This is a genomic window from Paenibacillus sp. VTT E-133280 (assembly GCF_002264385.1).
Taxonomy (GTDB): Bacteria; Bacillota; Bacilli; order Paenibacillales; family Paenibacillaceae; genus Paenibacillus_AQ; species Paenibacillus_AQ nitricinens.
In genome coordinates, this window is the sequence record NZ_NFUX01000005.1 from 53,172 (window position 1) to 65,749 (window position 12,578).

The 12,578-nt window shown below is 40.1% G+C and carries 13 protein-coding genes; 4 read left to right on the forward strand and 9 right to left on the reverse strand.

Translation table 11 applies throughout. The annotated features are described in order from the left end of the window. Positions 1-7 precede the first annotated feature (7 nt). From CA600_RS03615 to CA600_RS03640, 6 genes are all read right to left on the reverse strand, one after another. Positions 8-1,054 carry an NAD(P)/FAD-dependent oxidoreductase gene (locus CA600_RS03615; RefSeq protein ID WP_094868961.1) on the reverse strand — a complete coding sequence of 349 codons (1,047 nt, stop codon included), beginning with the start codon at positions 1,052-1,054 and terminating at the stop codon, positions 8-10. A gap of 25 nt (positions 1,055-1,079) precedes the next feature. Continuing rightward, positions 1,080-2,384: an NtaA/DmoA family FMN-dependent monooxygenase gene (locus tag CA600_RS03620; RefSeq protein WP_094868962.1), complete on the reverse strand. Its 1,305-nt coding sequence runs from the start codon at positions 2,382-2,384 to the stop codon at positions 1,080-1,082. 207 nt (positions 2,385-2,591) lie between these two features. After that, positions 2,592-3,398, reverse strand: coding sequence for a helix-turn-helix domain-containing protein (locus CA600_RS03625; protein ID WP_094868963.1), 807 nt, complete (start codon positions 3,396-3,398; stop codon positions 2,592-2,594). A 292-nt stretch (positions 3,399-3,690) separates the two neighbouring features. After that, on the reverse strand, positions 3,691-4,476 hold the full coding sequence (locus CA600_RS03630) for an ABC transporter permease subunit (RefSeq protein WP_094868964.1): 786 nt from the start codon (positions 4,474-4,476) through the stop codon (positions 3,691-3,693). Beyond that, the gene (locus CA600_RS03635; protein ID WP_094868965.1) at positions 4,469-5,371 is read right to left on the reverse strand and encodes an ABC transporter ATP-binding protein; all 903 of its coding nucleotides are present in this window, start codon (positions 5,369-5,371) and stop codon (positions 4,469-4,471) included. Before CA600_RS03635 ends, CA600_RS03630 begins: the two co-directional genes overlap by 8 nt. Beyond that, positions 5,352-6,302 carry an ABC transporter ATP-binding protein gene (locus CA600_RS03640; protein WP_094868966.1) on the reverse strand — a complete coding sequence of 317 codons (951 nt, stop codon included), beginning with the start codon at positions 6,300-6,302 and terminating at the stop codon, positions 5,352-5,354. Before CA600_RS03640 ends, CA600_RS03635 begins: the two co-directional genes overlap by 20 nt. A gap of 175 nt (positions 6,303-6,477) precedes the next feature. Between CA600_RS03640 and CA600_RS03645 the strand changes: the two genes are divergently transcribed. Both CA600_RS03645 and CA600_RS03650 read left to right on the forward strand, forming a co-directional pair. Further along, the gene (locus CA600_RS03645) at positions 6,478-7,089 is read left to right on the forward strand and encodes a TetR/AcrR family transcriptional regulator (RefSeq protein ID WP_094868967.1); all 612 of its coding nucleotides are present in this window, start codon (positions 6,478-6,480) and stop codon (positions 7,087-7,089) included. A gap of 135 nt (positions 7,090-7,224) precedes the next feature. Further along, positions 7,225-8,166 (forward strand): NADP-dependent oxidoreductase, encoded by a 942-nt coding sequence (locus tag CA600_RS03650; RefSeq protein WP_094868968.1) that lies wholly within the window; start codon positions 7,225-7,227, stop codon positions 8,164-8,166. Positions 8,167-8,245: 79 nt separating this feature from the next. Here the strand turns inward: CA600_RS03650 and CA600_RS03655 are convergent, their stop codons facing one another. Then, positions 8,246-8,803, reverse strand: coding sequence for a TetR/AcrR family transcriptional regulator (locus CA600_RS03655; protein ID WP_179281517.1), 558 nt, complete (start codon positions 8,801-8,803; stop codon positions 8,246-8,248). Positions 8,804-9,027: 224 nt separating this feature from the next. Here CA600_RS03655 and CA600_RS03660 point away from each other — a divergent pair, with 224 nt between their 5' ends. Continuing rightward, a complete protein-coding gene (locus CA600_RS03660) occupies positions 9,028-9,684 on the forward strand; it encodes a TetR/AcrR family transcriptional regulator (protein ID WP_094868970.1) in 657 nt (218 codons plus the stop codon). Positions 9,685-9,711: 27 nt separating this feature from the next. Continuing rightward, the gene (locus tag CA600_RS03665) at positions 9,712-10,902 is read left to right on the forward strand and encodes a YhgE/Pip domain-containing protein (RefSeq protein WP_094868971.1); all 1,191 of its coding nucleotides are present in this window, start codon (positions 9,712-9,714) and stop codon (positions 10,900-10,902) included. 51 nt (positions 10,903-10,953) lie between these two features. Here the strand turns inward: CA600_RS03665 and CA600_RS03670 are convergent, their stop codons facing one another. Further along, positions 10,954-11,142 carry a hypothetical protein gene (locus CA600_RS03670; protein ID WP_042188410.1) on the reverse strand — a complete coding sequence of 63 codons (189 nt, stop codon included), beginning with the start codon at positions 11,140-11,142 and terminating at the stop codon, positions 10,954-10,956. 499 nt (positions 11,143-11,641) lie between these two features. Next, a complete protein-coding gene (gene treR, locus CA600_RS03680) occupies positions 11,642-12,361 on the reverse strand; it encodes a trehalose operon repressor (protein WP_094868973.1) in 720 nt (239 codons plus the stop codon). Positions 12,362-12,578: the final 217 nt, after the last annotated feature.

Genomic DNA, 12,578 nt, shown 5'->3' on the forward strand with positions numbered 1-12,578 from the left:
ATCATTACTATCTGTATAAATGTTTCATTAAATCACGGTTTTTCTGTATGAACAGGTCATTGTGTGAAGACACCATCCCGGTCGAATTTGCCTCCGGCGTGATGTATTGTTTGGCCTGGTTTACCGCATTGGCAGAATCCTGGAACGCTCCCGCTATCAGGTGCAGCTTTCCTTCATGATGCAGAACATCACCTGCCGCATAAATGCCAGGCACGGATGTCCCGCTCATTGCTGATCCTGAAATCCGATGTTCCCACAGATCTAATTTAATTTCACTGTTCAACAGCAGTTCTTTGTCGCGTTCATAACCGTGATTAATGATGACCTCATCAACGGACAGCTCAAATCCTTCTCCGTTGTCATTGCTTTTTAGCAGAACAGTCCCTATTCTTTCGTGATCCGGCGTGGCAATCAATTTTTCGATTGAAGTATTTAACAAGCACACTACGCCATTGTTCGCCAAACGCGAAATATCGGCTTCATGCCCCTTTAAGTTCTCTTTCCGGTACGTTAAATACACTTTCTTGGCAATCGGAGCCAGTTCGTTCGCCCAGTCAACAGCAGAATGTCCGCCACCCGATATTAGAATAGTCTTCTCTTTGAAGCGGGCAAGTGACTTCACCGTATAATGCAAATTTGTGATTTCAAATCTTTCGGCACCCTCGATTTCAAGCTTGATAGGCTTCAGAATACCTCCTCCAATGGCCAATATTACAGTTTTAGTGAAATGCTTCTGGTTTGCGGCCGTGTGCAATACGAAGTAACCTGCTGCATTTTTCGAGATGGATGTGACCTTTTCGCTAAAAGCAACCTCCGGCTGGAACGTCATCCCTTGCGCAACCATTTGTTCAATAAGCTGTGAGCCAAGAATAGGTTGTATGCCTCCCACATCCCAGATCATCTTTTCCGGATAGACATGCACCTTGCCGCCAAGTACAGGCTGAAATTCAATGATTTTGGTCTTCATTTCGCGGAGTCCACTATAAAATGCTGCAAATAATCCGGCCGGACCACCGCCAATAATCGTAACATCAAACATTTCCTCTTCATGCATTGTTCAATCGCCTCAACTCTCTTTTTTAAATCCCTAGATGCTCACGAAAAGTGCACCCTGTATATTCACTTCGAAACAAGCCTCTCTCAACCAGCTTCGGTACCAGTTTCTCAAAAAACAGTTCCATAGATTGTTCTGAACCGCCCGGCAAGGCAATGAAGCCATCCATAGCCCCCGCATCAAACCGCTCAATAATATCGTTCAGTACATCCTCGACTGTCCCGACAGATACCCAATGAGCAGATCCGACAACCTCCGGCCTGTCCAGGATCTCTTTCACTGTAGGCTGGTTTTTGATAATATACCGCCGCAATAGTTCGGCATGTGTCCGGCTGCGGACGGCTTGATTGGAATCGGGTAACATATCGGCAGTTACTTGCACACCTAAGGGGTACCCGCTTAAATCAAGACCCAACACAGATTTAAGCGAAGCATGTCTGCGTTCAAGATGTAAATTCGCATGTGCAGCCTTATGTAATTCAAGTGCTTCTTCACGCGTATCGGCCAGGAAAAAATATAATCCCGGCAAAACTCTGATAGCATCCGGATCACGGCCCTGCTCAGCCGCTCTTCTTCTCAGATCATTCCTTAGCTCCACTCCTGATTCAATATCCGGCATTGCTGCAAAAATAGCATCTGCAACGGAAGAAGCGAAATTCCGTCCAATATCCGAAGCGCCGGCTTGAAATAGCGGAGGCGTTCCTGACCTGTGAGCAGGTAAAGTAAGCGGTCCTTTTACACTGAAAAATTCACCAGAATGATTTATAGCAGTCACTTTATCCTTATCCGAGAACATACCCGACTGACGATCAATAACAATTGCTTCATCCGGAAAACTCTCCCACAGCTTGCATACAACATCCGTGAACTCTTTTGCCTTGGCATATCTCTCTTCCGGTGAAGGCATAGGTGAATCGCTGAAATTATCGGCGCCTTCAATAGAAGTGACAATATTCCAGCCGGCACGTCCATTGCTCAGCCAGTGTAAAGACTGAAGCTGTCTTGCTACAACATAAGGTGGATTAAAAGTGGTAGAAATCGTCGTCACCAGTCCGATCCGCTTGGTTTCACGGGCTATCGCTGCAAAAAACAATGCAGGGTCCGGGCTGCCGAAATTAGAGGAATCCCCTAACATCTGCGGGCTAACATACAGATAATCAGCCCTGAATAGAAAATCGAGCTTAGAATTCTCCGCCATTTTTGCCAAATCAATATAATATTCGATAGACCCCATCTTTTCGACTCCGCTATCCGGGTGCCGCCAGCCGTCTCCTTTCATCCAGGTTGCATTTAAGGACAACCCAATACATAATTGTCTGTTTCGTGTCATATCTCCCAGCCTTTCATTTATAAATCAATTTACTGATAATGATTCTCAGTTACAAGGGTGAGTGTATCAAAAATTTAAATGAATTCAAATATACAAATCTCAAATTCTACATGCATCATTATTTAATCTAAATAAAAAAGTCTGCACTTCTGGTTCATCACCAGTAGCTGCAGACTTCATTCAAGTATAAGTAACTCGATATGTATATTATCTATAGGCAGAGGGAGAAACGCCGAATTTCTTTTTAAATAAACGGCTGAAATACAGCGGATTGTCATAACCGACGCGCTCTGCAATCTCGTGGATAGGAAAATTTCCTGCTTTAAGAAAGTCACAGGCTCGTTCCATACGATAATTAACGACATAGTCGATTGGACGCAGCCCCGTATATTTGTGAAAGAAGTAAGAGAAGCGGTTTATACTCATTGCATGCCGTTCCGCTAACTCACCGAGTGTAAGTGAATTCATATAATGGAGTTTAATGTATGCAAGGGCTTCGTCAATCATCCTTTGATTCGGTGAACTGTCGTTCTCTCTGTCACTGCAAGCAATCAGAACCTGATGTATTAGGCTTAAGAACAGCTCTTTGATACGCAGCTTTCCAATTTCTCCCGACGGATGGGTATTCTGATGAAGCATGATTAGTAATTCAATAATTTTTAGATTGGCTCCTGGCTCCAGCTTGAAATGAGAGTCGAATTCGGTAGTACTATTCATTTCTTCTGGCATATCCAATTTATAAAAAAGTGAGTAATACTCAAGCTCTGATTGTCCTATAACCTGCGAATCCATCTGCATGCCTGGAGCCGCATGAAATACTGAGCCTTGCCGTAATTCATATACCGTTCCATTCACTCGTATCCTGGCTCCCCCGCGAATGATAAACAGAAATCCATGCTTAACGGTAGTAAATTCACTTAATAAACTTTTGGGCTGGATAACTAACCTGCTTCTGTCTTCTATATCATAGACACCTTTAGTAAATGCCTTTGCTAATTTGTCCAAATTTATCAATGTTCTGCACCTGCCTTCTAACTTCAAATCGTATAGTCAAGTAGAAACGGCACATAATACCGTACAAAATTAAGGATAGTAAACAATTCCTAGCAAGTCAATTTAACCATGTTGTTAAAAACACAATGTTTTCCGTCATAATGTTGAATACCATGGGCAGTAGGTAAGGGCGCTTGGATTCGAACTATGCTATTAGAATGAAATAAGAAAGGTAAGGTCCTTGGATTTACCAAGAGCCTTACCTTTAATAGTTGCATAAATATTAAATTCAATTTCTTCCTTAATAGCCCAATTATAACGGTAAATCTTTTTCCTTAAAAATACGAATCCCTAGTACATAAAGGACAATGCCTATTACAGCAAGTGAAATAAATTGTATGGAGTAGCTTCCACCATTTAAGATGGCATTCGTGTCGAACAATGCATTCATGGATATATATTTCAACTTCTCCAAACTGCTGTCAACATCCCCCATTAATTTAAGGAGGAAAAATGCCATTGGAATCCCCGCGCCCCATGCTAACGAGTTTTTGGAAAGATTGAACACACAGGAGAAAAAGAAGGATATACCACTTGTTGCAAACATTAGAAGAAATAAACCTAAGTTAAGCGTTAGATAATCGGTTTTGTTGAAATCCATATCCCCTTGGAATACTGATATGGCAGTAAGACCAGCCAAGGTAATGATAGCGAGCATAATGATGAGTGACAGAATTAAGTAAACGGCTTGCGTACGAACTACCGTACTTCTCTTCGTCGGAGTAGAAAGTAAATAGGCCATTGAACCTCTATCTACCTGCGAAGCGACGAGACTATTAGCCGTCATAATGATAAACACGATAGGTAGTAGTACACCCTGAATACCATAAAAAGTTTTGGAGAGCATGCCAAGGAACGTAGCATCCCCCATAAGGTTGGCAAGTGGAGTATCTTTTACCATATTCGACATGTCGGTAAGGGTGCTTGGATTAAACACTGCGATAAGAACGACATGAAAAACGGACATGATTACTGTAAAGATGAGCCATAATTTAAAATTGGCTTTGAGTGTTTGTTTGAAAATCGGTTTGCTAAGCATTAGATGTTTCCCCCTCATATAATCCTTTGAAGTAGTCCTCAAGTGTGTACTTTATCTCTGCTATAAACTTGATGGGATACCCTTTTAAAGTCCTAAATAATTGGTTGATCTCTCGGTCATTCATTTTTAGAAAGACTTGGTTCTGACTGTCTCGCTTCTCTGCAAATTCAAACGGTTCTGACAAAAAGCGTTGATAATCCTCATGGGACAGGAACTCGATTTTATAGACTTTATCTTCACTGTGTTTTACTTCAGCTGTTGCTTTTACAGCAATCAATTTTCCGTCTTTAATTAAAGCGACCTTGTCACAGGTATGCTCAACTTCCTCAAACATGTGACTAGACATGAATATCGTCTTGCCCTTTTTCTTCTCTTCATTCAAAATGTTAACGAACTCAGCCCGCATAAGTGGGTCTAATCCTGTAGTAGGCTCATCCAGAATTAATATCTCGGGATCGGCCATCAATGCTGCTACAATCGCTGTTTTCTGTTTCATCCCTTTCGACATTCGCTTCAAGTTGGCTGTGGGATCAAGCTGTAGCTTTTTAATGATACTCTCCGCATAGGACATATCCTTTAATCCCAACAATTCCGCTTGTCTTCTTAGAAACTCTGTTCCTGTAGGCGCATCTGGAAAGGCAATCTCTCCTGGAATATAACCAATAAGCTTTTTAATTTCGGCAGAATTTGTCCAGCAATTCATACCATTAATGGTCACAGCACCGCTTTTTGGTTTCAGAAAACCCATCATATGACGAATGGTCGTCGATTTACCGGCTCCATTTGTGCCTACAAATCCAAAAACCTCACCTTTCTCAATAGAAAAATCTAGGTTAAACAGACCTTTTCCATCTCCAAAGTCTTTAGTTAAATGTTTAATTTCGATGTATGGCATTAGGTTGGGCACCTCCTGTTGCGTTTGAACTCCGATCATAAAACTTCATGAAATAGTCCTCTAAGGTAAACTTTTTCTCCGAGAAAAACTTAAGATCATAGTCGGAAATAAAGGAAATAAAACGATTGATTTGATTGTCGTTGATACTTACTATAGCTTGATGTTTGTGTGGCGACAAAGATAATACTTCAATCTCCTGCTGAGCACTTACATCATTGTTAAAACCGTTAAAAGCTTCTTCAGATTTGAATTCGAGCTTAAAGGTTTTGATCTCGTTGTGTCGTAAGTCATTGGCTACAAATGAAGAGATTAAGCGGCCATCCTTGATAATGGATATCTTGTCACAGGTTGCATCGATCTCGGAAAAAATATGACTCGATAATAAAATGGTTTTACCTTTTTCCTTCTCTTCCTTAATGAAATCAATAAACAGAGCTTGCATCATCGGATCTAAGCCGCTGGTGGGCTCATCAAGCACTAGTACTGCGGGATCGTGCATGAATGCGGTAACAATGGCGAGCTTCCGCTTCATGCCTAGCGACATCCGTTTCAAGCTGCCCGAAGGATCTAATTCAAATTTCTTAATCAGCGCTTGCGTGTGTGTCATATCCGTGATACCTCGCAACTCTGCCATCATTTTGATGAATTGTGTCCCGGTCAGAGCCTCCGGCAACGCGATTTCTCCAGGTAAATACCCCAACTCCCGTTGGATATCGCTTGCTCGCTCCCAGCTATTAAGCCCATTTACTAAGGTGTGTCCTTGCTGTGGACGGGAAAAACCCATGATATGACGGATAGTTGTTGTTTTTCCAGCTCCATTAGGTCCTAAGAAACCATATACTTCTCCCTTATTAATGCTAAAGGAGATATCGAAAATCCCTCGATTATGACCATAATCTTTGGTCAAATGCTCAATCTCGATAACAGGCATTATATTATCCACCCTTTCTGCTCAACACTCAAAAGAACAACGTGTTGTTTATCTTTATATTTTCAATTATAATCACAATGAAGACATTCAACAATAATCAGAACAGTCGAAAGTGCTGGATATCCAACACTAATTGGGATTGTGTACATTATAAAGATTAAGGAGATGACTTTTGATGCGAGAAACGGATAAGGATTTGCGAATTATTAGAACAAAGGAACTCATTCGGGAAGCATTAATTGAATTAATTGAGGAAAAAGGGTTCGAAGGCATTACCGTTAAAGACATTACAACTAAAGCCAGAATTAATCGAGGCACTTTTTATTCACATTATCAGGATAAATATGACTTAATGAACAGATGCCAAGATGAAATTTTGGCCGAAATGAAAAATATTGTTAGACAGAACCTTGGCGACGTTATTACAGAACATCATTCTAATATTCCCCAAGCCGCTCCCATAAATATTCTTGTTGGATTTTTTGGACATCTTGAGCTGAATAGAAAGTTTATGAAAGCACTTTTTAAAGCGGATTTAAATTTTCAAACGAAGATGAAAGCATTCATGTGGAAAACGCTGTTTGTAAACAATGAATTTCCTCTTATTAAGCAAGAAAATTTACTTGTCCCTAGTGAGTACCTAATTGCTTATTTAGCTTCAGCACATATCGGCGTACTTGAGCAATGGTTGAATGGTGATGGAAAAGAATCTCCTGAGGAAATGGCCAGAATACTGTCTACAATCACGATCCAAGGTCCATTCACTGCAGCAGGTTTGAAAAACTAAGCCCGGTTAATAATTCACTCAACACCTAACCTGTCATTGTTGATTGATTAGAAAGAACCTATATTTTAAGATATAGTCAGATCAACGATCAACACGTTGTTCATTAAATAATCTAATGAAGAGGTGTTTAATATTATGAAAGCAGTAAGATATCATCAATACGGTGCAGTAGAAGTACTTCGATATGAGGAAGCTCCTACTCCAGATGTAAGTGCAGACGAAGTATTAATTAAAGTTGCGGCAACTGCCTTCAATCCTGCAGATGCGATGCTTAGAATGGGTGTTATGAAGGATATTCTGCCACTAGAATTACCTTTTATTCCAAACGTGGATGTATCAGGGATTATCGAAAAAATAGGTGAATCCGTGAATGGATTCCAATTTGGAGATAAAGTATTTGCTTTTCTCGACATGACCAAAAATGGTGCGGCCGCGGAATATGTAGTCTGCAAAGCTAATGATGTAGCTTTAGCACCTAAAAATATTGATTTACAAGATGCCGCAGCTCTTCCCGGTGGTGCAATGACAGCTTGGCAAGGCTTATTCGACCACGGAAATCTTCAATCCGGCCAACGGGTATTGATCACAGCAGCAGCTGGTGGTGTAGGCTCCATCGCCGTTCAACTTGCAAAATGGAAAGGTGCTTACGTCATTGGAACGGCTTCAGCAGAAAGTATCTCCGCTCTTCAAGACCTGGGGATTGACGAAATCATCAATTATAAGAATGAATTAATAGAAGAAAAACTAACTGAGAAGGTGGATTTAATTTTCAACCTCTCTCCTCTTAGCTCAGAAGAAGTGACAAAATTACTGCTTTTGCTCAAAGATGGAGGCACCCTCGTCTCAGCTTACAATCCGGCAGACGAAGATGTAGCTAAAAACTTGGGGGTTCATGTGGTGAGAATGGGCGTGCAGCGTAATGCTGAGCAATTGTCCCAAATCGCAGATATCGTGGATCAAGGACATGTAAAGCCTTTTATTACGGAAAGATTAGCACTAAAAGAGCTTGCTGTTGTTCACGAGAAAGTAGGACAAACGCGTGGAAAAATCTTGCTTCTAGTAAATGATGTGGTGTGAGAATAACTACAAACCGGTATAGTTAGTATCTCAAAAAAGAAGCGTTGCTGCTCTCAGCTTCACTTCTTTTTAGTTTGCCTTACAAATTCATCCCGAAAAATTTGATCTTCACATAAATGATTGCCATTTCTTCAGGGGATTGTTTCATGTCACTATTTAACCAGTCCTCAATAATGCCAAGATAAGCTGAAGTTGCAAATGCCGAAAAATATTGTTTAGGGATCGACTCATCCTGAAAGCTATCGATTAATCCTGCAAAAACACTGTTTTTCAAAAACGACTTCAATTTTTGTGAGAAAGCAGGATCTCCTTTTGCACCTAATAGTCCGCTTAAAATCCTTCCCTTTTGTTTTAAATATTGAAAAACTTGAACCAACGGATCATACGGAGTGTTAGCCTTATGACATTCCAACATCTCTTGATAATTCAATATGTGCATATACTCTTCTAAACCTTCCAGTAATTCAATCTCCATTTGTTCGAGCAAGTCATATTTATCCAGATAATGGAGATAAAATGTGCCACGGTTTATTCCTGCCGTAAGTGTCAAATCTTTAACTGTCACATTACTAAATCCTTTTTCCTCGATTAATTGCATTAATGATTCTTTGATTAATTGCCGCGTTCTTTCAGCCATTTGTTCATGGACTCTCTCTGTCATATTCATCTAACCCTTTCGAAGACCTTTCATTTAGAATAACATCTTATTACATAAAAAGTATTGGCTATAATATTAAAGTGAGTAATTACTCACTTTTTATTGACAGATAACCACGATGCCGTTAAAATAACAACGAGTAAGTAAGTACTCACTTTTTATCATTAACTTATCATCAAATCCTGAAAGTGGTGAATTGATTATTGAATATTAACAACCTGTTTAACGAAATTTTAATTTCGCAATCTACAAAGTTAACGGCAAAACAACAACGGATTGTAGAGGCAGCCATTCGATTATTTGCTGAAAAGGGTTATTCCAATACTTCTACTGCAGAAATTGCTAAGTTAGCCGAGGTGTCAGAGGCAAGCATCTTTAAACAATATGGAACAAAGGATAATCTGTTATTATCTCTTACTGTCCCCTATATTAAAGAATTCTTCCCTTCCCTCGCGAATGAGGCAGTTGATCAGATAATAGGGAATGCTGATTCGACCTTTGAAGGATTCTTAAGGGCTTTTCTTAAAAATCGGATTGAATTTATCACGGAGAACAAAGAAATTTTCCAGGTTCTCATCAAGGAGATTATTTATAAAGAGGAATTGAAAAATGAATTCCTTCCTTATTTTGCAGAAATAGTAAAGCCCCGAATTGCTAATTTTATTGAAATATTCATAGATCGAGGTGAACTGAAGGACATCCCGATTGACAGACTTCTAAAATTAATTTACTCATTCATTGGCGGATTCATTGCTACTCAGTTTGTATTGTTAAATAAGGATTCAATCAGTGACGAGGAAATTGAAGATGCGATCCATTTTGTAATGGATGGAATTCGGAAATCATCTTCGGATCATTAAGATATTATAAAAAGGAGTGGGGTAACCATGAAATTCTTTAAAAACAAGCTCGTACTGATTTCGCCAATTATGGCATTCTTGGTCATCTTTATTTTTTCACTTGCGCTTTTCCCTTCCGTTCAAATCAAACCAAAGAACATGCCAATCGCTATCGTAAATGCAGATCAAGGAATTGACATCCCAAATCAAGGGAAAGTTAATATGGGGCAAACGATTGTTGAGATGATTCAGAAAAACTCGTCTCCAACCTCCAACGAGGAGCCAGCAATCAAATGGTTGGAAGTAAATAATATCGAGGAAGTACAAAACGGTTTAAACAAACAGAATTATTACGCGGCACTTGTCATTCCGGAAGACTTTAGTGCGAAGCAAGCCTCTTTGAGCAGTCCAACACCTAATTCACCTGAAGTTCAGATTTTTATTAATCAAGGTATGAATACTGCGGCTTCCACAATGGCTGGGCAAATCCTGAACGGTGTTGTTGATAACATGAACAACAATGTTCGTACTCAGATTGTAGAAGGGTTGAAAAAGAAAGGTGCAACATTGACGGTGGAGCAAGCTTCCGTTTTAGTAAGTCCTATAACCAAGACGGTCACTAATGTGAATGAAATCGGCACGAAGAGTGCTAATGGAAATTCCCCTATTTCCTTATTTCAACCGCTTTGGATGGCAAGTATGGCGAGCGCTGCGGTTCTCTTTCTTGCTGTTAGCAAGATGAAGACAACGACTCGAAAAGACGCACTTGCTGCGAAGTTAACACAGATTGTTATGGGGGCTGTGATTGCGTTAGTCGTTGGCTTTGGATTAACTTGGCTCGCAGAAAGTATGATAGGTCTTCATATCCCTCAATTTATGGATACAGCACTATTCTTAACCATTACATTCTTTAGCTTTTTCCTTATGATATCTGCCGTAATTTCGTTCGTAGGCATCAAAGGAATCGCTATCTTCGCCTTAATCCTTTTCTTTGGTGCACCATTACTTGCATTAGCCCCAGAAATGATGTCTCCATTCTATCGGGACTGGGTGCACTCTTGGTTGCCAATGCGTTTTATGGTGGATGGTCTTCGAGAGCTGTTCTTCTTTGGTAAAGGATTAAGTTGGAACGATGCCGTATCCACACTCACTTGGATTGGCCTAGGGAGTACGATCGTTATTCTTGCTTCTGTTTTGAAACCTGGAGCAGTAAAAGCTCCACAAAAGCTTGAAGGGTAGTTATAATCATTTTCTAAGCCGATCCAGAAAAGGATCGGCTTTTTTTAAAAGTCAGTCTTGTCTGTTTTCAACAGATTTCATGCGGTTTTGATCGTCAGGTACTCGATCATTACTGAATTCCTGGCCAGCTTCAACTTCACCATGACCGGAAGCACTTCGAGCGAAATTTGTGAACTGCCTTTTTTGCTCGTCTAGCTTATGTTTACTCTTAAGAAGCTCCTGCGGATCCTGATTTGTCATAATACTATCCTCCCAAAATGGAATCATGCTATTTATTTGCACAACAGAAGTTTTCCATAAAAGAATGGTGCTTATGCAAGAAATTCAAATTCCTATTTTCAACGAAAAATTTCTATTACTTTATTCAAAACAAGGTATTCTAAAACAACTAACCCAACGCAAATAATAACAAAAAACTGAAGTCTTGCAGTATTCATTCTATCCTTCCAATACTCTCCTCGGAATAATGAAACGATGTTAGGTGTAAAAGTATGTCTAATCGTTTCGTTATAATCATCATTATCCACAAAGAACACGCGAAACAATACTTTATATATTGGAATATTTATCAATAGTAGAAAAATAATCATCACAAGATCAAGACTCAATTTACACGCCTCCCCATATTTAGTTATCCTAATTTTACCACATAAATAACTGTAGACTTGGGAGGAGGATGAATTTTATATCGCGTAAAAAAGGGGTATCCCACACTGGGATACCCCTTTTTAAGCTTAGCCTATCGTTTCACCCTTCGTGCAAAATCCACGAACTGAAATTTATCCAGCCTATGCCTGGACTCGGTATATTGGAAAAGCACTGTGTTCTCCAAATAAACATAGTTTCGTACTACTACGATATGCGTGTAATTCTTCAAATCGAGCAGTCTATAATCCTCCTCTGTAGAAGGCTCAACGGATATCAGCTTCTTCGCATAACTGATTTTAAGTCCCAACTCCTGCTCCAGATATTCATAGAGTGAGCCTTCAGCGATTTCTTCGCTTAGGAATGGAACAATATCCGCTCGGAAATAATCCTTATCCAAAATGATCCGATCGCCTTCAATCTCTCTGGCACGAATAACTTTCCAGACCAGGGTTTCAGGCGGAATCTGCAGATGTCTGGCGAGCGCGGAGCCTGCCGGTTCACATATCGTCCGCTCTACCAGTGTCCGTGAGGCAGTACCCAGTGTATCGGCCATCTCTTTAAATGAAATCAGACCGGTAACGGGGAAATCCATTCTCGTCATATCAAGCACAAAGGAGCCTCTGCCCTTAATTTTGTGAATGTATCCTTCACGGAACAGCAGGTTCAGCGCTTTGCGAACAGTCTCTCGTGAAGTGCTATATGCTTCAGCAAGTTCACTTTCAGAAGGCAGCTTGGTTCCCGGCAGCAGTTGTCCAGAAAGAATTTGGTTGCTGTACTCATTATAAATTTGCAAATATTTATTTTCTCTCAATTTTGATCACCGCCCTTTATTGTATCACGTCATGCCTTTGGAAGCATCGATTCAATTAGAATACGGCAACAAGGAGAAACGATTTTGTTATCCTTTAAAGACGATAACCATTTCTCGTGGAAATATAAGAAAAATTTATAGCGTGAAACATACAAATTCTTATATTACAGAAAGACAGCCCCTAGGGGCTGTCTTTCTGTAATATAAAGTCTTTGCC